The 24,621-nt window shown below is 71.3% G+C and carries 17 protein-coding genes and 1 tRNA gene; 10 read left to right on the plus strand and 8 right to left on the minus strand.

Annotated elements, in window-relative coordinates; translation table 11 throughout:
* Genes KHP12_RS14525 through KHP12_RS14550 form a run of 6 tightly spaced genes read left to right on the plus strand, consistent with a single transcriptional unit; the run spans nucleotide 1 to nucleotide 9,181 of the window.
* A complete protein-coding gene (locus tag KHP12_RS14525; RefSeq protein WP_143677843.1) occupies nucleotides 1-600 on the plus strand; it encodes a hypothetical protein in 600 nt (199 codons plus the stop codon).
* Nucleotides 601-609: 9 nt separating this feature from the next.
* The gene (locus KHP12_RS14530) at nucleotides 610-2,760 is read left to right on the plus strand and encodes a GDSL-type esterase/lipase family protein (protein WP_211833027.1); all 2,151 of its coding nucleotides are present in this window, start codon (nucleotides 610-612) and stop codon (nucleotides 2,758-2,760) included.
* Nucleotides 2,761-2,771: 11 nt separating this feature from the next.
* Nucleotides 2,772-4,205 carry an alpha-L-fucosidase gene (locus tag KHP12_RS14535; protein ID WP_211833028.1) on the plus strand — a complete coding sequence of 478 codons (1,434 nt, stop codon included), beginning with the start codon at nucleotides 2,772-2,774 and terminating at the stop codon, nucleotides 4,203-4,205.
* Between the two features lie 5 nt (nucleotides 4,206-4,210).
* Nucleotides 4,211-5,155 carry a hypothetical protein gene (locus tag KHP12_RS14540; RefSeq protein ID WP_211833029.1) on the plus strand — a complete coding sequence of 315 codons (945 nt, stop codon included), beginning with the start codon at nucleotides 4,211-4,213 and terminating at the stop codon, nucleotides 5,153-5,155.
* The gene (locus KHP12_RS14545) at nucleotides 5,152-6,051 is read left to right on the plus strand and encodes a beta-sandwich domain-containing protein (RefSeq protein WP_211833030.1); all 900 of its coding nucleotides are present in this window, start codon (nucleotides 5,152-5,154) and stop codon (nucleotides 6,049-6,051) included. Before KHP12_RS14540 ends, KHP12_RS14545 begins: the two co-directional genes overlap by 4 nt.
* A gap of 10 nt (nucleotides 6,052-6,061) precedes the next feature.
* Nucleotides 6,062-9,181, plus strand: coding sequence for an alpha-N-acetylglucosaminidase (locus KHP12_RS14550; RefSeq protein WP_211833031.1), 3,120 nt, complete (start codon nucleotides 6,062-6,064; stop codon nucleotides 9,179-9,181).
* Between the two features lie 116 nt (nucleotides 9,182-9,297).
* On the opposite strand, the gene KHP12_RS14555 is transcribed toward KHP12_RS14550, so the two are convergent.
* The 5 genes from KHP12_RS14555 to sucC all read right to left on the minus strand — a co-directional run bounded on the left by KHP12_RS14555 (nucleotide 9,298) and on the right by sucC (nucleotide 14,045).
* Nucleotides 9,298-9,675, minus strand: coding sequence for a DUF2399 domain-containing protein (locus KHP12_RS14555; RefSeq protein WP_211833032.1), 378 nt, complete (start codon nucleotides 9,673-9,675; stop codon nucleotides 9,298-9,300).
* Nucleotides 9,676-9,962: 287 nt separating this feature from the next.
* Nucleotides 9,963-10,047, minus strand: a tRNA-Leu gene (locus KHP12_RS14560).
* Nucleotides 10,048-10,181: 134 nt separating this feature from the next.
* Nucleotides 10,182-11,726: an aldehyde dehydrogenase family protein gene (locus KHP12_RS14565; RefSeq protein WP_211833033.1), complete on the minus strand. Its 1,545-nt coding sequence runs from the start codon at nucleotides 11,724-11,726 to the stop codon at nucleotides 10,182-10,184.
* A 176-nt stretch (nucleotides 11,727-11,902) separates the two neighbouring features.
* Nucleotides 11,903-12,799 (minus strand): succinate--CoA ligase subunit alpha, encoded by an 897-nt coding sequence (gene sucD / locus KHP12_RS14570; protein ID WP_211833034.1) that lies wholly within the window; start codon nucleotides 12,797-12,799, stop codon nucleotides 11,903-11,905.
* 13 nt (nucleotides 12,800-12,812) lie between these two features.
* Nucleotides 12,813-14,045 (minus strand): ADP-forming succinate--CoA ligase subunit beta, encoded by a 1,233-nt coding sequence (gene sucC, locus KHP12_RS14575; protein WP_246648550.1) that lies wholly within the window; start codon nucleotides 14,043-14,045, stop codon nucleotides 12,813-12,815.
* A gap of 199 nt (nucleotides 14,046-14,244) precedes the next feature.
* Here sucC and KHP12_RS14580 point away from each other — a divergent pair, with 199 nt between their 5' ends.
* The 4 genes from KHP12_RS14580 to KHP12_RS14595 all read left to right on the plus strand — a co-directional run bounded on the left by KHP12_RS14580 (nucleotide 14,245) and on the right by KHP12_RS14595 (nucleotide 20,944).
* A complete protein-coding gene (locus tag KHP12_RS14580; RefSeq protein WP_086884893.1) occupies nucleotides 14,245-15,927 on the plus strand; it encodes a thiamine pyrophosphate-binding protein in 1,683 nt (560 codons plus the stop codon).
* 12 nt (nucleotides 15,928-15,939) lie between these two features.
* Nucleotides 15,940-17,187 carry a formyl-CoA transferase gene (frc, locus tag KHP12_RS14585; RefSeq protein ID WP_086884892.1) on the plus strand — a complete coding sequence of 416 codons (1,248 nt, stop codon included), beginning with the start codon at nucleotides 15,940-15,942 and terminating at the stop codon, nucleotides 17,185-17,187.
* Between the two features lie 2 nt (nucleotides 17,188-17,189).
* Complete coding sequence (locus tag KHP12_RS14590) at nucleotides 17,190-19,325, plus strand: acetate--CoA ligase family protein (protein WP_211833035.1); 2,136 nt, start codon at nucleotides 17,190-17,192, stop codon at nucleotides 19,323-19,325.
* 227 nt (nucleotides 19,326-19,552) lie between these two features.
* Nucleotides 19,553-20,944 carry an OFA family MFS transporter gene (locus KHP12_RS14595; protein ID WP_086884890.1) on the plus strand — a complete coding sequence of 464 codons (1,392 nt, stop codon included), beginning with the start codon at nucleotides 19,553-19,555 and terminating at the stop codon, nucleotides 20,942-20,944.
* A gap of 36 nt (nucleotides 20,945-20,980) precedes the next feature.
* Here the strand turns inward: KHP12_RS14595 and KHP12_RS14600 are convergent, their stop codons facing one another.
* From KHP12_RS14600 to eboE, 3 genes are read right to left on the minus strand one after another with little or no spacing between them, the layout of a single operon-like run.
* The gene (locus KHP12_RS14600; RefSeq protein ID WP_086884889.1) at nucleotides 20,981-22,027 is read right to left on the minus strand and encodes a sugar phosphate isomerase/epimerase family protein; all 1,047 of its coding nucleotides are present in this window, start codon (nucleotides 22,025-22,027) and stop codon (nucleotides 20,981-20,983) included.
* On the minus strand, nucleotides 22,024-23,445 hold the full coding sequence (locus KHP12_RS14605; RefSeq protein ID WP_086884888.1) for an alkaline phosphatase family protein: 1,422 nt from the start codon (nucleotides 23,443-23,445) through the stop codon (nucleotides 22,024-22,026). The genes KHP12_RS14600 and KHP12_RS14605 overlap by 4 nt, the downstream gene beginning before the upstream one ends.
* Nucleotides 23,442-24,620: a metabolite traffic protein EboE gene (gene eboE, locus KHP12_RS14610; protein ID WP_210610111.1), complete on the minus strand. Its 1,179-nt coding sequence runs from the start codon at nucleotides 24,618-24,620 to the stop codon at nucleotides 23,442-23,444. Before eboE ends, KHP12_RS14605 begins: the two co-directional genes overlap by 4 nt.
* Nucleotide 24,621 lies beyond the last annotated feature (1 nt).

A 24,621-nucleotide genomic window follows, 5' to 3' on the forward strand; every position in this document is an offset into this window, starting at 1 on the left:
GTGAGCCGAACCCTCCGCCGCTGCTCGGCGGTGCTGGCCCTGGCCGCCCCGCTGCTCGGCGCGGCCCCGGCAGCCGCCACGACCGGGCCGATCACCCTCGCGACGCCGGGCTACGAACTGCGCATGGCGACGGACCGGTTGACCCTCACCACGGTACGGGCGGGCCGGACCGTCCTGGCCACGGCGGCGGGGGCGTTCCGGTTCCGGATCGGCGCTGACTGGTACCTCGTCCGGGAGGTCGCCGACAGCGCCCGCGACGGCGACACCCTGCGCGTCACCGCCGCCACCGATCTGCCGGGGGTCGCCGTCGATCTGAGGATCACCCTGCGGTCCGACCGGTACGACGTGACGTGGTCGCTGACCGGGGCGACCGCGGACGCGCTGAGCACGGCATACGACCTGAAGAGCGCCGGGCACTGGTACGGGCACGGCGAGAACAGCGACCACCGGAGTGTGGCGCGACGTGGGCCGCGGCACGGTCGTCCACGGCCCCGTGACACTCGAGGACTATGCGGCGCTCTCGGGATCACCCCGGCGTTCGTGAACCTCAAGGCCAACGGCGCCGCCAAGGCGCTCAAGGCACTCCACCATGCTTCCTGAGGAGGACCCGTGCTTGGCGTGCCTGGTGTGTTCAGAGGGCTCGGACACCGCGGATTCGCCGCCTTCGCCGCGGGCTTGGCGGCCACCCTGGCTGCGCTGCTCATGGCGGCGCCGGCCGAGGCCGGGCAGCTGGCCTGGACGGGTACGTGGGCCACCGCGCAGCACGCCTCGTACGACCCCGGCAGCTCGGAGGTCACCGTACGCATACCGGTGCGCGTCAGCGCCGGCGGGTCGAGCGTGCGGATCCGGCTGGCCAACGGATTCACCGACCAGCCGGTGACGATCGGTCACGCCACCGTGGGGCGGCGCGACAGCGGTTCCGCCGTGGCGCACCCGTACGACCTGCGGTTCGGCGGGAAGCGGGAGGTGACGATCGCGGCGGGCGAGCAGGCGGTCAGTGACCCGCTCCGGCTCGCCGTGCCCGCCCGTACCGACCTGGTGGTCAGCCTGTACTTCCCGGGCCGGCTCACTCATGTCAGCCAGCACTGGATGGGCCTCCAGACCGTCTACTGGACGCCCGACGGCGGTGGCGACCACGCCTCGGACGCCGACGGGGACGCCTTCACCCGGACCGACTCCACCTTCCCGTTCCTGACCGGCGTCGACGTTCGGGGCGGTGACGCGAAGGGCGCGGTGGTGGCGCTCGGCGACTCCATCACCGACGGGGCGTCGTCCACGGCGAACGCAAACCGGCGCTGGCCCGACTACCTGGCCGCCCGGCTTTCGGCCTGCTCGTCCACCGCCGGGGTGCTCAACGAGGGCATCAGCGGCAACCGGATCACCGCCGGGACCGACGGCAACCCGTCGGCGCTGGACCGGCTGGAGCGCGACGTGCTGTCCCAGCCGAACGCCCGGACGGTGATCCTGTTCGAGGGCGTGAACGACCTCAGCTGGGGTGGCGCCACCGGCGACCAGGTGATCGACGGTATGCGGCAGATCGCGCGGCGGGCCCACGCCCGCGGGCTCCGGGTGATCGGCGCGACCGTGGTCCCGTACCGGGGATGGGGCGACTGGTGGACCGAGGACAAGGAGGCCGACCGGCAGCGGGTCAACGCGTTCATCCGCGACTCCGGCGGCGTCTTCGACGGGTACGCCGACTTCGACAAGGCGGTACGGGATCCGGCCGACCCCACCCGCTACGCCGCCGCGTTCGACTCCGGTGACCATCTGCACCCCAACGACACCGGGATGAAGGCGTTCGCCGACGCCGTCGATCTCACTACCCTCGGGGCGGCCCGCGACTGCCCCTCGGCCCGTGTCCGGCTCACCCCGTACCGGCCGACCCTCCAAGCTGACGGCGACGGCACGGAGATCACGTCGACCGTCACCAACACCGGGACCACAGCAGTCACCCGGGTCAGCACTCGCCTCGATCTCCCCGACGGCTGGTCCGCCGAACCGGCCGGCAGCGCGCGGATACGCTCCCTCGCCCCGGGCGACAGCACCGCCGTCACCTGGACGGTGGCCCCCGCGGCCGACGCTGCCTGGGGCACCTACCAGATCGGCGTACGCACCTCCTTCCACCAGGACGGCCGGACACGGCACGACTCCGACAGCGTGGACGCCACGGTGACCCCCGTTCCGTCCAAGGTGCGGCCTCCGTATCTCACGACCGCCACCACGACCGAGGAGGGGCGATACGCCGAGAACGGCGGGCAGTTCGCCATCTGGGCGGGCGGCCAGGACCTGTCGGGCTGGAAGGACGAGAAGGCGGCGGTCTACCTCGCCGACGCCGCGCCGCCGTCCGGCACCGTGACCGCCCGGGTCGCCGGTCAGAGCGGCAGCGGCCCGTCCGCCAAGGCGGGGATCGCCGTCGCCAACGACCTCACCGCGCCGGAGGCGGGCGGCTACGCGGTGCTCACCATGTCCGCGCAGTTCGGCCTGGAGTTCCTGACTGACAGCGACGGCGACGGCAGGCTCGACACCTGGTCCGGCGGCGGCAGTTCGTACCACCCCGCCTGGCTGAAGCTCGTCCGCGACGGCACCGTCTACACCGCGTACGCCAGTACCGACGGCACCGCCTGGCAGCAGGTCGGCACCGCGACCGTGCCCTCGGCGAGCGGCACCGGCGACGCGGGCCTGGTCGCCAGCGCCGTCAACCTCAACTATCCCGGCCAGACCACCACAGCTGTCTTCGACTCCTTCTCCGTCACCGAGTGAGAGGCACCTTCATGGCAGTCAGCCGCAGAGACCTCCTGACCACCGCGACCGCCCTCGGCGGGGCCGTGCTGCTCGGCCCGCCGGGGATCGCTCACGCCCTCGGCGGCGGGGCGCGCCCCGACTATGAGCCCACCAAGGCGTCGCTGGACACCCACCCGGTGCCGCGCTGGTACAAGGACGCCAAGTTCGGCATCTTCATCCATTGGGGCGTCTACTCGGTGCCCGGGGGCACCGGACGGCACAACGCGGGCGAATGGTACCTGTGGTACCAGAGTTTCAAGGACACCGCCGAGTGGAAGTACCACCGGGACACCTACGGCCAGGACTTCGTCTACGACGACTTCATCCCGCGGTTCAAGGCCGAAAACTTCGACCCGGACTCCTGGATCAGGCTCTTCGAGCGGGCGGGCGCCCAGTACTTCGCGCTGACCAGCAAGCACCACGACGGCTTCGCCCTCTTCCCCAGTAAGGTCACCGACCGGCACTCGGTGAAGTACGGCCCCAGGCGCGACCTGGTCGGTGAGCTGATGACCGCCGCCCGCAAACGCGGCACCGTACGGCCGGGCCTCTACTACTCGCTGGGCGAGTTCTTCAACCCGGCCATCGGCCGGCCGATGAAGAACTTCTACACCGACGAGGAAATCCCGATGGTCGGCTACAAGCCGGTCCAGGACTACGTCGGCGACTACGAGCTGAAGCAGCTCTACGAGGTCATCGACCGGTACGACCCCGAGCTGCTGTGGGCGGACGGCCAGTGGTTCCGGCCCACCGGGGAGCCGCCGTGGCGCAGCGAAGAGCCCATGGCCTACTACTACAACAAGGCGAAGAACCGGGCGCGGCCCAAGGGTGTCGTGATCAACGACCGGTTCGACACCCACTTCGACTTCGCCACGTACGAGCAGCGCACCAACCCCACGATGGACCCGCAGAAGTGGGAGTGCTGCATCACCATGGGCTACTCCTGGGGCTACAACAAGCACGAACTGGACGAGGACTACAAGACCTCCGAGTTCCTGATCCACCTGCTCGCCGACGTGGTCAGCAAGAACGGCAACCTGCTGCTGAACATCGGCCCCAAGCCCGACGGCACCATCCCCGCCATCATGCGGGAGCGGCTGCGCGACATCGGCGCCTGGCTGGACGTCAACGGCCCGGCGATCTACGGCTCGACGCCGTGGGTGCGGGCGGAGGAGGAGGGCAGCCCACTCGGCATCCGCTACACGGTCACCCCCGGCAGGTTCAACATCATCGCGCTGGGTGCCCCCAGCGGAACCCTGTCGGTGCCCGCCGACATCCCGATCAGCTCCACTTCCAGGATCTGGCTGCTCGGCCACCAGGGCCCGCTGCGGTGGACCCGCGAGGACGGCAAGATCCACATCACGGTCCCCTCCGCTCTCCCCAGCGACACCGCGAATACCTTCACCGTCGACTGGGACCGGGGATGAGCGCGATGACCGGACGCGACGAAACCCGGTTCGACACCCTCGGACCCGCCCTCACGGTGACCACGGTGCCCGCGGACCCGGCCGGCGGCGACGCGGTGACGGCCACCGCGCACCTCACCAACGACTGCCCCTTCCCGCTCCGCGACGCCGTTCTCCACCTGATCGGCCCGGGTGCGACGACGGCCGCCAGGACCCTCCCCCTCGGCAACCTGCGGCGCGACGCGAAGGTCACCCGCAGCTGGCAGACCGCGATGCCCGCCGACGTGGCGGGCGACGTATCGTTCACCGCGCACCTCGTCTTCGACGTCGACGGCCACAGCTCCGACTGCGCCCGCGCCGCCAGGACCGTCAGCGTCCCCTACGAGCCCAACGGGGTGCGGGAGCCGTACACCACCTTCGCCACCACCGACGACGCCACGTTCGGCCAGTACGCCCCCGGCCAGTTGGTCATCTGGGCCGGTGGCCGGGACCTGTCCGGCGGCACCGACGAGAAGGGGGTCATCTACCTCCCCGGCGCCGCCGCCGAGTCCTGCGTGGTGCAGGTCAGGACGGCCGGCCTGACCGGCAGCGACAACCCCAGCGCCAAATCGGGGATCGCGATCGCAGGCGACCTGACCGCACCCGGCAAGGGCGGCTACGCGGTGCTGACCATGTCCGCCCGGTACGGCCTCGAATTCATGACGGACAGCGACGGCGACGGACACCTGGACACCTGGGCCGGAGGCGGCGGCTCCTACCACCCCGCCTGGCTGCGCCTGGTGCGCTCGGGCACCACCTACACCGCGTACGCCACCGGCAACGGACTGGCGTGGGAGCGGGTCGGCACCGCCACCGTGCCGTCGGCGAGCGGCGCCGGGGACGCCGGAGTCATCGCCAGCGCCGTCAATGCCAACTACCCGGGCACCACCGTCCGGGCGGTCTTCGATCACTTCTCGGTGGAGGCGCCATGAACGGCCACGCGTACCGGCCCGACGAGGACTTCCTCACCCCGCCCCTCTCACTGACCGTGTCGCCGACGAGTCCGGAAGCGGGCTCGGCGGTGACGCTGACCGCCACCGTCACCAACACCGCCCCGATCGCGCTGCGTGACACGGTGCTCTACCTCGCCGTGGACGGCACCGGGCGGCCGTCCCGTCTGGGCAGCCTGGCGCCCGGTGCCACGGCCACCCGCAGCTGGCGTACCCGGCTCGCCGACGACGCCGAGGGCCTCGTCTCGTTCACCGCCCACGCGCTCTTCGACGTCCACCACGACGGCTCCGACTGCGCCCGCGCCACCTCGTCGGTGCGGCTGCCGAACCGGTCGCTCGCCGGTGCCTTCGACAATGCGGGCATCGCCTCCGACGACGCCCTCACGGTCGCCGACATCGACGGGTCGCGGTCCAGCCTGTCCGCGCAGGCGCTGGCCTCGGTCGGGCTGACGCCGGGGGCGGCGGTGACGTACGACGGGACGACCTTCACCTGGCCGGACACCCGGCCGGGGAACAAGGACAACGTCGTCGCCTCCGGGCAGACCGTGCTGCTGTCCGGCTCGGGCTCCCGGCTGGCCTTCCTGGCCACCAGCACCTGGGGCGAGGGCAAGGGCGAGGGAGCCGTCCTCTACGCCGACGGCACGCGGCAGGCGTTCTCCGTCGCCGTCCCGGACTGGTACGGGGCGAACAGCTCCGCCTCAGTGGTGGTGCCGTACCGCCACATCTCCACCGGCCGGGACGACACCCCGGTCAGCCTCTACGTGTTCGGCGTCGAGCTACAGGACAAGGAAGTGCGCGCCGTCGTGCTGCCGAAGGTCAGCGACGGCCTGCAGTCGGGCGTCCCCGCCCTGCACATCTTCGCGATGACGGTCGTCTGAAAGGACATTCATGGACAACAACGAAGGCGTCAGTCGCAGACAGGTGCTGACCGGAGCGGCCGCCGTGAGCGGCGCGCTGCTGCTGGCGAAGCCGCAGGCCGCCCGAGCGACCGCAGCGAACGGGAGCGCCCGGCCGTTCGACACGGCACCGGCCGCCGCCGCGCTGCGGCGGCTGGTACCCGCCCACCACCAGCAGGTCACGCTGCGCGCGATGGCGGCCGGCGGCGGCGACCACTTCAAGGTCACCGGCCGGGCCGGGAGCATCACGGTGGAGGGCACCAGCCCCGCCGTACTGCTCACCGGGTTCCACCGGTACCTCGTCGAGGCCGCGAAGGCCGACATCTCCTGGAACGGCGAGCAGCTGAACCTCCCGCGGCTGCTGCCCGCGCCCGGCGCGGAGATCACGGGAGCGGCGAATGTCGCCCACCGGTTCGCGTACAACGACACCAACGAGGGCTACACCGGCGCCTACCGGGGCTGGAAGGCCTGGGAGCGCGAGATCGACGTGCTCGCGCTGCACGGCATCAACGAGGTGCTCGTGTACATCGGTGCCGACGCCGTCTACTACGACACCTTCCGGGGCTTCGGCTACTCGGACGCCGAGCTGCGGGCCTGGATCCCCGCGCCTTCCCACCAGCCCTGGTGGTTGCTGCAGAACATGTCGGGGTTCGGCGGTCCGGTGTCCAAGCACCTCATCGACCAGCGGGCCGCCCTCGCCAAGAAGATCATCGCCCGGGTGCGGGAACTCGGCATGACCCCCGTGCTGCCGGGCTACTACGGCACCGTGCCGGACGACTTCCTGGCCAAGAACCCCGGCGCGTCGCTGGTCTCCCAGGGCACCTGGGGCGCCTTCAAGCGCCCCGACTGGCTCGATCCGCGTACGGACCTCTTCGCCGAGGTCGCCGCCGCCTTCTATCGGCACCAACGGGAACGCTACGGCGACAGCTCGATGTACAAGATGGACCTGCTGCACGAGGGGGGCAACCCCGGTGACGTGCCGGTCGGAGAGGCGGCCAAGGCCGTCGAGGCAGCTCTCCAGAAGGCACACCCCGGGGCGGTCTGGGCGATCCTGGGTTGGCAGACCAACCCCAGCCGGGAGATCCTCGGCGCGGTCGACAAGAGCACGATGCTCGTCGTCGACGGCCTGTCCGACCGCTACACCACCGTCACCGACCGGGAGAGCGACTGGGACGGCACCCCGTACGCCTTCGGCTCCATCTGGAACTTCGGCGGTCACACCCCGATCGGCGCCAACGCTCCCGACTGGGTGGACCAGTACCCGAAGTGGCGGGACAAGTCGGGCAGCGCGCTCGCCGGGATCGCGATGATGCCGGAGGGCGCCGACAACAATCCCGCCGCGATGGCCCTGTTCACCGACCTGGCCTGGACGCCCGGTACCATCGACCTCGACGATTGGTTCGCCTCCTACGCGACCTCCCGGTACGGCGGCGAGGACCCGCACGCCGTCGCCGCCTGGAAGGCGATCCGTGCCACCGCGTACAACATGTCCCGCGCGGACTCCTGGAGCGAGGCGCCCGACGGACTGTTCGGCGCCCGGCCGAGCCTGGACGCCAACAGAGCCGCCGCGTGGGGCCCGGAGGCCGACCGCTACGACACCACCGCCTTCGACACGGCTCTCACCGAACTGCTCCAGGTGGCGCCGGGGCTGCGCCACAGCTCGGCCTACGCCTACGATCTGGCCGACGTGGCGCGCCAGGTGCTGTCCAACCGCAGCCGGGTGCTGCTGCCCCAGATCAAGGCGGCGTACGAGGCCGGGGACCGCGGCCACTTCGACCGGCTCACCAAGACCTGGCTCAGCTGGATGAAGCTGATGGACAAGGTGCTGGCCACCAGCGGCCGGCACCTGCTCGGACGGTGGCTGGCCGACGCCCGTTCCTGGGGCACCACCACGGCGGAGAAGGACCGGCTGGAGTACGACGCACGGTCGATCATCACCACCTGGGGCGGCCGGGCGAGCAGCGACGAGGGCCTGCACGACTACGCCAACCGGGAGTGGTCCGGACTGCTCAGCGGCCTCTACCACCTCCGCTGGAAGACGTACTTCGACGAGTTGTCGGCGGCACTCGCGGCCGGCCGGCAGCCGGCCGCGATCGACTGGTTCGCGCTGGAGGACCGCTGGGCGCACCGGCACGACAGCTACCCGGTGCGGACGTCGGGCGACATCCACAAGCTGGCCCGGAAGGTGCGGGACACCCTGGCAGCGGACGCCCACCAGGTGGCGCTGACCGCGTCCGCCGACCGGGCAGCGGTGGCCGAAGGACGCCCGGTCACGGTCACCGTGTCGTTCACCAACCGCAATGGATTCGGCACCGCGACGGATGTGAGCCTGTCGGCCGACGCACCGGAGGGGATGACCGCCGAGCCGGCCGGCCCGACCACCGCGGCGTCCATCGCCCCGGGCGAGACATTCTCGGCGAGCTTCCGGGTCACCCTCACCGCGCCCGCCGGCGCGCTGGTCTCCCGGGTGCCGGTGGGCGCGTCCTACCGGACCGGCGGCTCGCGGGGCTCGGCCTCGGCGGCGGTCCGCCTGATGGCGGGCACCGGAGTACAGGCGCCCTACCGAACGGCTTCCTTCAACGACGCCGTCTTCGGCCAGTCGGGAGACGGGCTCGCCATCGAGGGCGGGGGCGCCGATCTGTGGGGTGGCACCAATGAGTTCGCCACGATCCACCGGGTCGCCGCCTTCGGCTCCGCCTCGGTCGCCACGGTCCAGGTCACCTCGCAGGACAACACCGGCGGCTGGGCCCGCGCCGGGCTGATGGTCCGTAACGACCTCTCCGCGAACGGCGATGGCTCGGCCGGGTACGTCAATCTGGCGGTGACACCGTCCAACGGATGCGCACTGTCCTGGGACGCCGACGGCAACGGAACATTCGACTCGATCGAACTGTCCGGGCCCTTCACCGCTCCGGTGCATCTGCGGCTGACGCGCTCCGGCAACGCCTATACCGGCGAGTGCAGCGCTGACGGCGTCTCATGGACCACGGTCGGCACGGCCACCCCGGGCGCCGCCGCCGACGCCCAGGACATCGGGGTGTTCATGACGGCTGCCAACGGCTGGACCGACACCCGCGGGATCGCCGCCTTCCAGGGCTTCTCCGTCACCTGAGCCAGCGGGGGTCCGTGCGGTCCTGCTCAAGGCCCGCTCCTCAAAGTGGCCCAAGGCATAGTTGCCCGTCGGGTACTGACGCGAGCCTCTTGAGGCCGCGGGATTCCCGGTCGGCGTCAGTGGTTGGGGTCCCTGGAGGTCCCATCGCGGTTCGCAGTCGCCGCGTCCGCGAAGTCGGCGAGCGCGGGCTCCCACGGGGAGGGTGCGGTGCTGCCCTTGAGGGGGACCGTGTCGCCCTCGGCGAGTGCCTCTTGGTATGCGCGGGCGGTCATACGCCACGGGCGCGCGGATTGGCGGCGGAGGGCGTCGGAGCTGTTGCGCAGGCCGGTCCAGTAGAAGTCCGCGCGCCGGCGCAGGGCACAGCCCGCCTCGCGCGCGGCGGCCGCGAGGCAGTGGCAGGCGGCGGACGGAATGCCTTCGGTGCAGATCAAGGGCAGGCAGGCGGGACCGAGTTCGGCCTCCGCGGCCTGTAGCACGGCCGGGTTACCGACCACGCCCGATAGGGCAAGGGCGACCTGACAAGCACCCCTTAGGGCACTGATACGAACCACACATCACGCCCTGACAACGGTGCAGGTCACAGCCCTGACACCACGAGGTCGCATGCCTTGAACACACAGTCTCCCCATGAACCCGACACGAACCCCCACACCATGAGATCGAGAGAAACCCCAGGCCAGCGCACTACCACCGCGACAATCTCGCGCCACCCATTTCGACCACCCGGTCGACGCCTCACGCAGAAAGCCTGGTCAGCGCGCTGACCAGGCCTTTGAGTGAGTGTCCGAGGGGGGACTTGAACCCCCACGCCCGATAAAGGGCACTAGCACCTCAAGCTAGCGCGTCTGCCATTCCGCCACCCGGACCAGGTGTGCTCCGCGGCTCGGCCGCGGCGACATGGACCACGATACCAAGGTTTCGGAGTGCGTTTCACCTGCGTATGCCGGGCGCCCACCCCCGCGCCGACCTGGGGGGAAGCGGGGGTGGGCACGGAGGGTGGTCAGTCGGGCATCAGGTGGTAGTCGGGGAAGTTGCCGGGGAGGCGCTCGGGGGCCGGGCCCTCGGTGACGGCGCGGACCAGGAGGTCGCCGCCGACGAAGGCGCCGCGCCAGGAGGCGCCGAAGCCGCCGAAGAGCTCGTCGCGGTCGCCGCGGGAGCGGGGCTTGCCGTGGCCGGTCTTGAAGGCGCGGATCTGGGGGGCCAGGCGGTCGTAGGTGGCGGGGTCGTCGCAGGAGAGGGTGGCGACGAGGGCGCCGTTGCTGGCGTTCATGGCGGCGAGCAGTTCGGCCTCGGTGTCGACCAGGACGAGGGTGTCGACCGGGCCGAAGGGCTCGGCGTGGTGGAGCGGGGAGGTCGAGGGCGGGTTGAGGAGGGTGACGGGGGCCATGTAGGCGGAGAGGTCCTGGCCGGGGAGGAAGTGGCCGTCGGCGAGGTCGCCGCGGTGGAGGGGGACAGCGCCGCGGTCGATGGCCTCGGACACCTGGTCGGCGAGTTCCTTGGCCTTGGCCGCGTTGATCAGGGGGCCGAAGTCCAGGTCGGGGAGGTGGTCGGAGGGGTTCTCCACCACCAGGGGGTGGCCTACGCGGATGGAGCGTGCCGCCGGGAGGTAGACGGAGAGGAAGGCGTCGAAGGACGAGCGCTGGACGACGAAGCGCGGATAGGCGGTGCAGCGCTGCTTGCCGTAGTCGAAGGTCTTGCGGATCAGCGGGGCGAGGGCGTCCCAGTCGGTGAAGTTCCAGATCCCCCAGGCGTTGAGCCCCTCCTGCTCGAGGATGTGGCGCTTGCCGAGGTCGGCGACGGCGGTGGCGACCCGGGCGCCGGTGTCGCGGCCGCCGACGAAGGAGACGCAGCCGATCTCGGGCGAGCGGACCAGTGCCTCGGAGAGCTCACCGCCGCTGCCGCTGAGGAGGGTGACCGGGATGCCCTCGCGGACGGCGAGCGCGCAGGCGAGGGTGAGGCAGGCCAGCCCGCCGTCGGTGGGTGTCTTGGCGATGACGGCGTTGCCGGCCAGCGCCTGGACGAGCATGGCGTGGGCGAGGACGCTCATCGGGTAGTTCCAGCTGGCGATGTTGGAGACCGGGCCGGGCAGCGGGGTGCGGCCCTCGACCATGCGGTCGATCTCGTCGACGTACCAGCGGACGCCGTCGATGGCCCGGTCCACATCGGCCTGGGCCAGCCGCCACGGCTTGCCGATCTCCCAGACCAGGAGCAGGGCGAGCAGCTCGCGGTGCTCGCAGAGCGCGTCGAGGGTGGCGGACACCCGCGCCCGGCGGTCCGGGAGGGCGATGTGGCGCCAGCGGCGGTGCTGGTCGAGGGAGGCGCGTACGGCCTGGTGGGCGGTGGTGGCGTCGAGCCGTGGCGGGCCCGCGATGGGGGTGCCGTCCACGGGGGTGGTGGCGGGGAGGGCCCGGCCGTCGCGGTGCCAGGTGCCGTCCCAGAGGTTGAGGACTCGGTCGTCCTGGAACGCCTCGGGGGCGACGGCCAGGCAGCGCTGCCAGGCGTCGCCCCAGGCGGTTCCGGGCTTGAGGGTGAGGGTGGGTGCCATCGGTGATCTCCGCTCTCGTTGCACAGGCGGGGCGGGATGTGGCGGGCCGTACGGCGGCGCCGGCGTACGGCATGGGTGTGCGTACGACACCCGTACGGCATGGGTGTGCGTACGGGGAGGAAGGTAGCGGCACGGAGCGTGACCGTGACCCGATCGCGGGCCGGGTATGGCTCACATCACGCGAGGTTGCCGGGTGTTTCGGCCAGACGGGCCAATACCAGCCCGGCGGTCTCGGTGGGGGTCGCTCCGACGCTCACGCCCGCCGCCTCCAGCGCCGCCTTCTTGGCCGCCGCGGTGCCCGAGGAGCCGGAGACGATGGCGCCCGCGTGGCCCATCGTCCTGCCCTCGGGGGCGGTGAAGCCCGCGATGTAGCCGACGACCGGCTTGGTGACGTGGCCGGCGATGTACCGCGCGGCCCGCTCCTCCGCGTCGCCGCCGATCTCGCCGATCATCACGATGAGGTCGGTTTCGGGGTCGGCCTCGAAGGCGGCGAGCGCGTCGATGTGGGTGGTGCCGATGACCGGGTCGCCGCCGATGCCCACGCAGGTGGAGAAGCCGATGTCGCGCAGCTCGTACATCAGTTGGTAGGTGAGGGTGCCGGACTTGGACACCAGCCCGATCCGGCCCGGTTTGGTGATGTCGGCGGGGATGATCCCGGCGTTGGACTGGCCCGGGGAGATCAGCCCGGGGCAGTTGGGGCCGATGACCCGGGTGGCGCGGGCCCGGGCGTACGCCTGGAAGGCGACCGCGTCGTGGACCGGGATGCCCTCGGTGATGACGACGGCGAGCGGGATCCGGGCGTCGGCGGCCTCGGTGACGGCGGCCTTGGCGTGCGGCGGCGGGACGAAGAGGACGCTCACATCGGCGCCGGTGGTGTCCATGGCCTCGCGTACGGAGCCGAAGACGGGCACCGTACGGCCGTCGATGTCGACCCGGGTCCCGGCCTTGCGCGGATTGACACCGCCGACGACATCGGTGCCCGCGGCGAGCATCCGCCGGGTGTGCTTCATGCCTTCCGCGCCGGTCATGCCCTGGACGATGACCTTGCTGTCCTTGGTGAGGAAGATGGCCATGCGAGGAGCCCCCTTATGCGGCGGACGTGCCGGACGCGGCGGATATGTCGGATGTGTCGGATATGCCGGTCGCGGCAAACGCAGAGGTCCCGCCGGTCGCAGAGGTCCCGGCGGTCGCAGCGGTCCCGGCGAGTTCGGCGGCGCGCGCGGCGGCGCCGTCCATGGTGTCGGCCTGGTGGACGAGTGGATGAGCCAATTGGCCAATGATGGCCCGGCCACGTGCGGCGTTGTTGCCGTCGAGCCGGACCACGAGCGGTTTGGTGAGGGGCACGGTGTCCAGGGCCCGCACGATGCCGTCGGCCACCGCGTCGCAGGCGGTGATGCCGCCGAAGACATTGACCAGGACGGAGCGCACATCCGGGTCGTCGAGGACGAGGGAGAGACCGTCGGCCATCACCTGGGCGGAGGCGCCGCCGCCGATGTCGAGGAAGTCGGCGGGGCGGGCGCCGCAGCCCGCGACGACGTCCAGGGTGGACATCACCAGGCCCGCGCCGTTGCCGATGACGCCCACCCGGCCGTCCAGCTTGACGTAGCCGAGCCCGGCGGCCGCGGCCCGGGCCTCCAGCGGGTCCCGGGCGCGGTCGTCGGCGGCGTCCCATGACGGCTGCCGGAAGCGGGCGTTGTCGTCCAGGGTGACCTTTCCGTCCAGGGCCACGATCGCCCCGTCGCGGGTCACCACCAGCGGGTTGACCTCGACCAGCAGGGCGTCGTGCGCGGTCAGGACGGTCCACAGCCGGCGGATGGTCCCGGTCGTCTCGCGCGGCAGTCCCCCGGCGACGGCGATCTCGGCGGCCTTCGCCTCGGTCACCCCCTCGGCCGGGTCGACGGCGATCCGGGCCACCGCCTCGGGGCGGCGCGCCGCGACCTCCTCGATCTCCATACCGCCCTCGGCGGAGGCGATGGCCAGGAAGCGGCCCGCGGCCCGGTCCAGGGTGAAGCCGAGGTACATCTCCCGCGCCACCTCGACGGGTTCGGCGACCATCACCCGGTGGACGGTGTGGCCCTTGATGTCCATGCCGAGGATCCGGCGTGCGGTCAGCTCGGCCGCGACCGGGTCGTCGGCGAGCCTCACCCCGCCCGCCTTGCCCCGGCCACCGGTCTTCACCTGGGCCTTGATGACGACGCGTCCGCCGAGCCGTTCGGCGGACGCGCGGGCGGCCTCGGCCGTGTCCACGACCTCCGCCCTCGGCACCAGGACACCGTTGCCGTGGAGGAGTTCTCGTGCCTGATGTTCGTACAGGTCCATTGCCAGCTCCCTGTGCTCCCTGATGGCCCGTCAACAACGCTTGATCCAGCGCTGGATGGAACGAGTGGCGCACGCCCCCTGGACATCGCTCGGCCGATGGTGGGATAACAAAGTTCATACAGGATAACGTCGACTGTATGCAATCCAGCGATCCATCCGCGAGGCACGCACCGACCCCTACGAAGGGACGCGATTCGCCATGCCCGACGACAGCCAGGACCTGATCTCCGGCGGGCACTTGGTCGCCAAAGCACTCAAGGCAGAAGGCGTCGAGGTCATCTACACCCTCTGCGGCGGCCACATCATCGACATCTACGACGGCTGCGTCGACGAGGGCATCGATGTCATCGATGTGCGCCACGAACAGGTCGCCGCCCACGCCGCCGACGGCTACGCCCGGATCACCGGCAAGCCCGGCTGCGCCGTCGTCACCGCCGGCCCCGGCACCACCGACGCGGTCACCGGTGTCGCCAACGCCTTCCGCGCCGAGTCACCCATGCTGCTCATCGGCGGCCAGGGCGCCCACAGCCAGCACAAGATGGGCTCCCTCCAGGACCTCCCGCACGTGGACATGATGGCGCCGATCACCAAGTTCGCCGCCACCGTCCCGGACACCGCCCGCGCCGCCGACATGGTCTCCATGGCCTTCCGCGAGTGCTTCCACGGCGCCCCCGGCCCCTCCTTCCTGGAGATCCCACGCGATGTGCTGGACGCCAAGGTGCCGGTGGACAAGGCCCGCGTCCCCCAGGCCGGGCACTACCGCGCCTCCACCCGCGGCGCCGGCGACCCCGAGTCCGTCCAGAAGCTGGCCGATCTGCTGGTCCAGGCCGAGAAGCCGGCGATCCTGCTGGGCAGTCAGGTGTGGACCACCCGCGCCACCGGCGCGGCCACCGAGCTGGTCCGCACCCTGAACGTGCCCGCGTACATGAACGGCGCGGGGCGCGGCACCCTGCCACCCGGCGATCCGCACCACTTCCAGCTCTCCCGCCGCTACGCCTTCGCAGGCGCCGACCTCATCGTCATCGTCGGCACGCCCTTCGACTTCCGGATGGGCTACGGCAAGCGGCTCTCCCCCGACGCCACCGTGGTCCAGATCGACCTCGACTACCGCACGGTCGGCAAGAACCGGGACATCGACCTCGGCATCGTGGGCGACGCGGGGCTGATCCTCTCCGCCGTCACCCAGGCCGCCTCGGGCCGCATCAACGGCGGCGCGAGCAAGCGCAAGGAGTGGCTGGACGAGCTGCGCGCCGCCGAGCAGGCGGCGATCGAGAAGCGGCTGCCCAACCTCCGCTCCGACGCCTCCCCCATCCACCCCTACCGCCTGGTCAGCGAGATCAACGACTTCCTCACCGAGGACTCGATCTACATCGGCGACGGCGGCGACATCGTCACCTTCTCCGGTCAGGTGGTCCAGCCCAAGTCGCCCGGCCACTGGATGGACCCGGGCCCGCTGGGGACGCTCGGCGTCGGGGTGCCGTTCGTGATGGCCGCCAAGCAGGCCCGCCCCGACAAGGAGGTGGTGGCGCTCTTCGGCGACGGCGCGTTCTCCCTGACCGGCTGGGACTTCGAGACGCTGGTCCGCTTCGACCTGCCGTTCGTCGGCATCGTCGGCAACAACTCCTCGATGAACCAGATCCGTTACGGCCAGAAGGCCAAGTACGGCGAGGCGCGCGAGCGGGTCGGCAACACGCTCGGCGACGTGCCCTACGACCAGTTCGCGCGGATGCTCGGCGGCCACGGCGAGGAGGTCCGCGACCCGGCGGACATCGGCCCGGCGCTGCGCCGCGCCCGGGAGTCCGGCAAGCCGTCGCTGATCAACGTCTGGGTGGACCCGGACGCGTACGCCCCCGGAACCATGAACCAGACCATGTACAAGTAGGGAGGCGCCACCATGTCCCAGGCTCTCGAGGCCCATCAGGCCCTGTCGGGCATCCGCGTCCTCGACATGACGCATGTGCAGTCCGGTCCCTCCGCCACCCAGCTGCTCGCCTGGCTCGGCGCGGATGTGATCAAGCTGGAGAACGTCACCGGAGACATCACCCGCAAGCAGCTCCGCGACCTCCCGGATGTGGACTCGCTCTACTTCACGATGCTCAACTGCAACAAGCGGAGCATCACCCTGAACACCAAGAGCGAGCGCGGCAAGGAGCTCCTGACCGAGCTGATCCGCCGCAGCGACGTCCTGGTGGAGAACTTCGGTCCGGGCGCGGTGGACCGCATGGGGTTCTCCTGGGAGCGCATCCAGGAAATCAACCCCCGGCTGGTGTACGCCTCGATCAAGGGGTTCGGCGACGGCCCGTACACCAAGTTCAAGGCGTACGAGGTGGTCGCCCAGGCCATGGGCGGCTCGATGTCCACGACCGGCTTCGAGGACGGCCCGCCGCTGGCCACCGGCGCCCAGATCGGCGACTCCGGCACCGGGGTGCACTGTGTGGCGGGCATCCTCGCCGCGCTCTACCAGCGCACCCACACCGGGCGCGGCCAGCGGGTCAATGTGGCGATGCAGCACGCGGTGCTCAATCTGTGCCGGGTGAAGCTGCGCGACCAGCAGCGGCTGACGCACGGCCCGCTCGCGGAGTACCCGAACGAGGACTTCGGCGACGAGGTGCCGCGCAGTGGCAACGCCAGCGGCGGCGGCCAGCCCGGCTGGGCGGTCAAGTGCGCGCCCGGCGGGCCCAACGACTACGTCTACGTCATCGTGCAGCCGGTCGGCTGGGAGCCGATCACCCGGCTGATCGGCCGCCCCGAGCTGGCCGACGACCCGGAGTGGGCCTCGCCCGAGGCGCGGCTGCCGAAGCTGGCCAAGATGTTCCAGCTGATCGAGGAGTGGTCCAGCACGCTGCCGAAGTGGGAGGTGCTGGAGCAGCTCACGGCGCACAACATCCCGTGCGGGCCGATCCTGTCCACCAAGGAGATCGTCGAGGACGCGTCGCTCGCGGCCAACGAGATGATCGTCGAGGTCGACCACCCCGAGCGCGGCTCCTTCACCACGGTCGGCTCCCCGCTCAAGCTCTCCGACTCCCCGGTCCGGGTCGAGCGCTCCCCGCTGCTGGGTGAGCACAACGAAGAGGTGTACGTCGGGGAGCTGGGGCTCGGCGACGAGGAAGTGCGGCTGCTCAAGACGAACGGAGTGATCTGACGGTGACGTATGACAACGATGCCGTGCGCGCGGTGCTGGACGCCGCCCGCGCCGAGGGGCGCACGGCGCTGACCGCCCCGGAGGGGAAACGGATCACCGACGCGTACGGTATCCCCACCCCGGCCGAAGGGCTGGCGGAGTCCGCCGACGAGGCGGTGGCGCTCGCCGACCGGATCGGCTTCCCCGTCGTCCTCAAGATCGTGTCCCCGGACATCCTGCACAAGACCGACGCGGGCGGGGTGCGGGTGGGGCTGGCCTCCTGCGCCGAGGTGCGGAGCGCGTTCACCACGATCGTCGACAACGCCCGTGGCTACGACGCGAAGGCCCGGATCCTGGGCGTCCAGGTGCAGCAGATGATCCCGGACGGCGGCCAGGAGGTCATCGTCGGCGCGGTCACCGACCCCACCTTCGGGAAGGTCGTGGCATTCGGGCTCGGCGGGGTGCTGGTGGAGGTGCTGAAGGACATCACCTTCCGGCTGGCCCCGGCGACCGAGGACGAGGCGCTGTCGATGCTGGGCGGGATCCGCGCCGCCGAGGTGCTGCGCGGGGTGCGCGGCGGCGAGGCGGTGGACCGCGCGGCGCTCGCTGATCTGATCGTGCGGGTCTCCCGGCTGGTGGCGGACTTCCCCGAGATCACGGAGGTCGATCTCAACCCGGTGTTCGCCACCGCGAGCGGGGTGCTCGCCGCCGATGTGCGGCTGCTGATCGGGGACCCGGCCCCGCGCACGCGCCGCCGCTACTCGCGCGAGGAGATCCTGGCCTCGATGCGCCGGCTGATGCAGCCGCGCTCGGTGGCGGTGATCGGCGCCTCCAACGAGCCGGGGAAGATCGGCAATTCGGTGATGCGCAACCTCATCGACGGCGGCTTCCCCGGGGAGATCCACCCGGTGAACCCCAAGGCCGACGACATCCTGGGCCGCAAGGCGTACAAGACCGTCACGGACGTCCCCGGCGAAGTGGACGTGGCCGTCTTCGCGATCCCCGCGAAGTTCGTGCCCGCCGCGCTGGAGGAGGTCGGCCGCAAGGGCATCCCGAACGCGGTGCTGATCCCGTCCGGCTTCGCCGAGACCGGTGAACACGAGCTCCAGGACCGGATCGTGGCCATCGCCGAGGAGCACGGGGTGCGGCTGCTGGGGCCCAACATCTACGGCTACTACTCCACCTGGCAGGACCTGTGTGCCACCTTCTGCACCCCGTACGACGTCAAGGGGCCGGTGGCGCTCACCTCGCAGTCCGGTGGCATCGGGATGGCCATCCTCGGCTTCGCCCGGACGACCAAGACCGGGGTCTCGGCGATCGTCGGCCTCGGCAACAAGTCGGACCTGGACGAGGACGACCTGCTCACCTGGTTCGGTGAGGACGACCGCACCCAGTGCATCGCGATGCACCTGGAGGACCTCAAGGACGGCCGGGCCTTCGTGGAGGCGGCACGGGCCACGGTGCCCCGGAAGCCGGTGGTGGTCCTCAAGGCGGGCCGTACGGCGGCGGGCGCCAAGGCGGCCGGGTCCCACACCGGCGCGCTGGCCGGGGACGACGCGGTCTACGACGACATCCTGCGGCAGGCCGGGGTGATCCGGGCGCCGGGCCTGGGCGAGATGCTGGAGTACGCGCGGGCGCTGCCCGTGCTGCCCGCGCCCCAGGGTGACAACGTCGTCATCATCACCGGCGCCGGGGGCTCGGGGGTGCTGCTGTCGGACGCGATCGTCGACAACGGGCTGTCCCTGATGGAGATCCCCGACGATCTGGACGCCGCCTTCCGCCGCTTCATCCCGCCGTTCGGCGCGGCCGGGAACCCGGTGGACATCACCGGCGGCGAACCGCCGTCCACCTACGAGGCGACCATCCGGCTGGGCCTGGAGGATCCGCGGATCCACGCCCTGGTCCTGGGCTACTGGCACACCATCGTCACCCCGCCGATGGTGTTCGCCGAGCTGACCGCGCGGGTCGTCGAGGAGTTCCGCGCGCGGGGCATCGCCAAACCGGTGGTGGCCTCGCTCGCGGGCGACACCGAGGTCGAGGAGGCGTGCGCGTACCTCTTCGAGCGTGGGGTCGTGGCTTATCCGTACACCACCGAGAAGCCGGTGGCCGTCCTGGGCGCCAAGTACCGCTGGGCCCGTTCGGCGGGGTTGCTCACCTAAGCGCTCCGCTGGAAGTGCCCCGACCCGCCGTCGATCGTCTGCGGCGCCGTCGTGGCTGGTCGCGCCCGCGTGGCGGAGCCGCACATCGACACGGCCCCGCGCCCCTTCGGGGCGCCACCGAACCGCGGCCGACTTCCACCGATCCGCAGAGCAACCCGCGTTTCCCGGAGCACGAAGAGTTTGGACAGGGGGCGCTGGCCGGGTTCCTTCGAAGCCAAGGGGACGACATGAGCACAGCAGAACAGCCGGAAGGGGCCCTCCCCTTCCGTGAAGTGCGGGACAGCAAGGGACGTACGTATCGCATCGGCGAGACCGACCGCGACATCCTGGGCCACAGCCGGAAGCTGATGGTCTATCTGCCGTGGATCGCGATGATGGCCATCAGCGTGTCCGAGTACGCGTACGGCTCGGCGGAGGACACGCTCTCGGAGGCGCACGGCTGGACCCAGAGCAACACCTTCTGGATCCTGAGCGTCTGGGTCTTCTTCCAGGCGGGCATCGCCTTCCCGGCCGGATGGCTGCGGGAGAAGGGGATCCTGACCGCCCGACGGGCGATGTTCCTGGGTGCGGGGCTGTGTCTGATCGGCTTCCTGGCCCTCTCCCACCTCGACAACGTCTTCGCGGCGATCGTCGGCTTCGGTGTCATCGGCGGGCTCGGCTCCGGGTTCGTCTACGCCACCTGCATCAATATGGTGGGCAAGTGGTTCCCGGAGCGGCGCGGGGCGAAGACGGGGTTCGTCAACGGAGGGTTCGCCTACGGCGCGCTGCCGTTCATCTTCATCTTCAACTACTGGTTCGACACCGGGAACTTCGACGAGGTCCTGGACCTCATCGGGGTCTATGTGCTGATCGTCGTGGCGGTCTGCGCCTGGTTCTTCAAGGACCCGCCGAAGAACTGGTGGCCCGCCGACATCGACCCGCTGAGCTACGCCGGGAACGCCAAGGGCGCGGCGAGCCTGGCGAAGAACCCGCCGGCGGTGCGGCAGTACACGCCCAAGGAGGCCATCAAGTCCGGGATGCTGCCGCTGATGTGGGTGTCCCTGGTGCTCACCGCGGGAGTGTCCATCTTCGGGATCTCCTTCCAGGTCGACTACGCCAAGGAGGTGGGCTTCGGCCCGCTGGTGGCGGCCTCGTCCATGGGCATCATGTCCGTCGTCAACGGTGTCGGACGCGGGGTGGTCGGCTGGCTCTCGGACCTGTGGGGGCGGAAGACGACGCTGGTCTTCGTCATCGTGGTGCTCGGCCTCGCCCAGTTCGGGGTGATCTGGGCCGGCAACATCCACAACGAGGCGCTGTTCCTCTTCTTCGCCTTCCTCTCCGGGTTCGGCGGCGGCGCCTTCTACCCGATGTTCGCGGCGCTGACCCCGGACTACTTCGGGGAGAACTACAACGCCACCAACTACGGCCTGGTGTACAGCGGAAAGCTGGTCAGCGGGCTGTTCGGCGGCGGCCTCGGCTCGATGGTGGTCGACTCCTGGGGCTACGACGGCGCGTACGCGTTCGCCGGAGGCATCTCCATGCTGGCGGCCGCGGTGGCCCTGCTGCTGCGGCAGCCAGGCCGGCCGCGGGCCCGGGGCATCGCCCCGAACCCACAGCCGATCAGCCGCGAGGCGGTCTAGGCGGGGCCGTCCGGCCCGGCCGCGAGGGGCCCTCGCTCAGCCCCGTCCGCCGCACCGCAGCGACCGCAGATAGCGGGCGGAGCGGCGGGCGGTGGTGAGCGAATCGGCGGGCTGGTCGTGCTCCACCATCCAGTGGTGGTCACGCCGCCCGCCATGGGTCTTGCCCACCGCGCTGAGGAAGCGGCGGTAATCGATGTCACCGTCCCCGACGTCCACCATCCGGTAGCCGTCGGGGACGGTCTCGTCGTGCTCCCCGTCCTTGACGTGGAAGAGCGGATAGCGGTGCGGGGCCCGCAGGACGTAGTTCAGCGGCTCGAAGGGCGCCGGAGAGCCGTCGGCCTTCCTTCCGAAGCGGTACTGAGCCACATACGCCCAGTAGATGTCCATCTCCAGATGGACCAGCTCGGGGTCGGTCTCGGCGAGCAGCACATCGTAGAGGCGGACGTCCGGCCGGTCGGTGGCGAAGGAGAACTCCTCGGCGTGGTTGTGCTGGTAGAACTTCAACCCGCGCGCCTTGGCGGCCGCGCCGTAGGTGTTGAACTCCTCCGCACAGCGCTTCCAGCCGTCCACCGTGGAGCCGTAGCGCCAGGGCCCGGAGGCGGTGCCCACATGCGGCAGGCCGAGCGCCTCGGCGTCGTCGAGCACCTGGGTGAGATTGGTGGCGAAGGTGTACGCCTTCGGGTCGTCGGAGTAGTAGCCGACGTGGCTGCCGATACCGCGCAGCCCGTTGTCCCGCATCAGCCGCTTGAGCTGCTTGAGAGTGATGTCGCCGGTGCCCTGGGTGTAGCCGGCGAACTCCACCTGGTCGTAGCCGTACCGGGCCAGTTCCTCGAAGACACCGGCGAAGCCGATGGACTGCACCTGGTCGCGGAGGGTGTAGAGCTGGATGCCGAGGTGGCCGCGGGGCACCAGCGGGCCGCCCCGGCCGTTCTGGGCCGACGCGGCGGTGGTGGTGCCCGTCTGGGCGGCCGTGGCGGTGCCGGTGCCGAGCAGACCGGCGGCCGTGGCGCCTGCGGCGACGCCGAGGAATCTGCGGCGGCGGAGGGTCTCGGCGAGTTCGGGGTTGTCCTGGGCCCTCTTCACGGGGTGTCTCCTTCGGTTGCGTTCGTCAGGCCGGCGAGGCGGAGGAGCAGGTTCTTGACGTCGGTGGCGGCCACTTCGCCGCTCACCGCGCCGGGCTGGGAGCAGAGCAGGACGGGCCCGTCCTCCTCGCGGTCCGGGAGGCGGCCGTGGCTGCCGCGCACCGGGGACGGATCGAGCGGGACGACGGCCATGCGGTAGCGCATCCCCGTCTTCTTGCGGGCCAGCGCGGTGGCGGCCCGCACCCGCACATAGGGGTCCTTGGGGTCCATGAACAGCTCGGCCGGGTCATAGCCGGGCTTGCGGTGGATCTCCACCAGCTGGGCGAAGTCGGGGGCGCGGGCGTCGTCGAGCCAGTAGTAGTACGTGAACCAGGCGTCCGGCGCGGCCACCGCGACCAGCTCGCCGGACCGGGGGTGGTCCAGGCCGTGGGCCTTCTTGCCCTCGTCGTCGAGGAGTTCGGCGATGCCGGGCAGTCCGGACAGGGCGGCGCGGGTGGCGTCCAGGTCTTCCGCGCGGCGCACATACACATGGGCGAGCTGGTGGTCGGCGACCGCGAAGGCGCGGGAGGCGCCGGGGTCCAGGTACTCCATGCCGTCCTGGGTGTGCACCTCCAGCAGCCCGGCGCGGCGCAGCGCCCGGTTGATGTCCACCGGCCGGGAGACCCGGGTGATGCCGTACTCGGAGAGCGCCACGACGGTGCGGCCGCGGGCGGTGGCGTCGTCGAGCAGCGGGCCGAGGGCGGTGTCGAGTTCGGCGGCGGCGGAGTGGGCGCGGGGGTCGTCGGGGCCGTACCGCTGGAGGTCGTAGTCCAGATGCGGAAGGTAGGTCAGCACCAGATCGGTGGGGCTGGTGCGCAGGATGTGGCGGGTGGCGTCGATGATCCACTGCGAGGAGACCAGGTCCGCGCCCGGCCCCCAGAAGTGGAAGAGGGGGAAGGTGCCGAGCTTCGCGGTGAGCTCGTCGTGCAGCGCGGGCGGCCGGGTGTAGCAGTCCGGCTCCTTGCGGCCGTCGGCGTAGTAGACGGGGCGCGGGGTGACGGTGATGTCGGTGTCCGAGCCCATCGCGTACCACCAGCAGATGTTGGCCACGGTGTAGCCCGGGTGGGCGCGGCGGGCGGCGTCCCACAGCTTGTCGCCGCCGACCAGCCCGTTGTGCTGCCGCCACAGCAGCACCTCGCCCATCTCGCGGAAGTACCAGCCGTTGCCGACGATGCCGTGCTCGGCGGGGGTGGTGCCGGTGAGGAACGTCGACTGGGCGGCGCAGGTGACGGCGGGCAGCACGGTGCCCAGCGCGGCGCGCGAGCCGGAGCGGCCGAGCGCCCTGAGGCGTGGCATGTGGTCCAGCAGCCGTGGGGTGAGCCCGACGACGTCGAGGACGAGCAGGGGGGTGGGGCCGGTCCCGTGGCTCAGGTCGCTCATGGCAGCTCCTTGAGGCCGAGGTCGGTCAGCAGGTCGCGGGCGAGGGCGAGTTCGGCGGCGATGCCGTCGGCGAGCCGGTCGCGGGTGCGCGGGCGCAGCTCGGGCGGGAGCGCCTGCCAGGTGTAGGTCTCCACTTCGAGGTGGTGGGTCAGCGGGGCGGGCCCGCCGACGAGACGGGCCAGGGCGTCGGCGAGCACCGGGAGGGTGGAGGTGAGCGGGGGCTCGGGCGGGGCGTGCAGGGGCACGTGGAAGTGGGACCGCCAGGGCGCGGCGTCCGCAAGCCCGCCGCCGAGCGCCTGGTCGAGGTCGTCGGTGCCGGTGACGCCGCCCTCGGGGGCCCGGGTGCGGGTCTGGTGGAGGAAGCGGGGCTCGGCGAAGGCCGCGAGGGCCTCCCGTACGGCGGGCCGCCCCGGGTCCTCGGCGTGCAGCGCGGCGGACAGCTGCGCCTTGACGACCGCGACCCCGGCGGCGGTGAGCGCGTCTGTGGCCGTGTGCGGATCCTCGAACTGCGTCGCCAGGTGGCAGGTGTCCAGGCAGACGCCGACGCGGTCCAGGGGCGGGCCGCCGGGCGCGGTCAGCGCCTCGATGGCCTGCGCGGTGGTCTCCACCGTGCAGCCGGGCTCGGGCTCCAGGCCGATGCGGACGGAGCGGCCGGTGAGCTCCTGGATGGCGTCGAGCCGCTGGGCGAGGGTGGTCAGGTGACGGCGGGCGGCGCGGGCGGCCTCGGCGTCGAACGGGGCGCGCCAGGCGAGCGGCAGGGTGGAGACGGAGCCGTCGGTGATGTCGTCGGGAAGCAGCGCGGCCAGCAGCCGGGCCAGATGGGTGGTGTGCTCCAGCCGCTCCGGATCGGTCCAGTCGGGCTTGTAGACGCGGTACTTGACCTCCTGGGCGCCGAACCCCTCGTACGGGAAGCCGTTGAGGGTGACCACCTCCAGGCCGCGGGTGTCCAGCGCGGTGCGCAGCCTGCGCAGTTCGGCGGGGTCGGAGCTCAGGGTGCGGGCGGCGTCGCGGGCCAGCCACAGGCCGATGCCGAGCCGGTCGCGGCCGAGGCGGCGGCGCACCGGTTCGCAGTGCAGCCGGAGCTGCTCCACGACGCCGTCGAGGTCTTCGGCGGGGTGGACATTGGTGCAGTAGGCGAGGTGGACGGTGGAGCCGTCGGGGTGGCGGAAGCGCATG

It is taken from the genome of Streptomyces asiaticus (assembly GCF_018138715.1).
GTDB classification, from domain to species: Bacteria; Actinomycetota; Actinomycetes; order Streptomycetales; family Streptomycetaceae; genus Streptomyces; species Streptomyces asiaticus.

Bases quoted from the DNA above. Each gene is read 5' to 3' on its own strand.
- KHP12_RS14535 (WP_211833028.1), top strand. From the start codon at position 2,772: ATGGCAGTCAGCCGCAGAGACCTCCTGACCACCGCGACCGCCCTCGGC.
- KHP12_RS14540 (WP_211833029.1), top strand. From the start codon at position 4,211: ATGACCGGACGCGACGAAACCCGGTTCGACACCCTCGGACCCGCCCTC.
- KHP12_RS14545 (WP_211833030.1), top strand. From the start codon at position 5,152: ATGAACGGCCACGCGTACCGGCCCGACGAGGACTTCCTCACCCCGCCC.
- KHP12_RS14550 (WP_211833031.1), top strand. From the start codon at position 6,062: ATGGACAACAACGAAGGCGTCAGTCGCAGACAGGTGCTGACCGGAGCG.
- KHP12_RS14565 (WP_211833033.1), bottom strand. From the start codon at position 11,726: ATGGCACCCACCCTCACCCTCAAGCCCGGAACCGCCTGGGGCGACGCC.
- sucD (WP_211833034.1), bottom strand. From the start codon at position 12,799: ATGGCCATCTTCCTCACCAAGGACAGCAAGGTCATCGTCCAGGGCATG.
- sucC (WP_246648550.1), bottom strand. From the start codon at position 14,045: ATGGACCTGTACGAACATCAGGCACGAGAACTCCTCCACGGCAACGGT.
- KHP12_RS14580 (WP_086884893.1), top strand. From the start codon at position 14,245: ATGCCCGACGACAGCCAGGACCTGATCTCCGGCGGGCACTTGGTCGCC.
- frc (WP_086884892.1), top strand. From the start codon at position 15,940: ATGTCCCAGGCTCTCGAGGCCCATCAGGCCCTGTCGGGCATCCGCGTC.
- KHP12_RS14595 (WP_086884890.1), top strand. From the start codon at position 19,553: ATGAGCACAGCAGAACAGCCGGAAGGGGCCCTCCCCTTCCGTGAAGTG.
- KHP12_RS14605 (WP_086884888.1), bottom strand. From the start codon at position 23,445: ATGAGCGACCTGAGCCACGGGACCGGCCCCACCCCCCTGCTCGTCCTC.
- eboE (WP_210610111.1), bottom strand. From the start codon at position 24,620: ATGCGCTTCCGCCACCCCGACGGCTCCACCGTCCACCTCGCCTACTGC.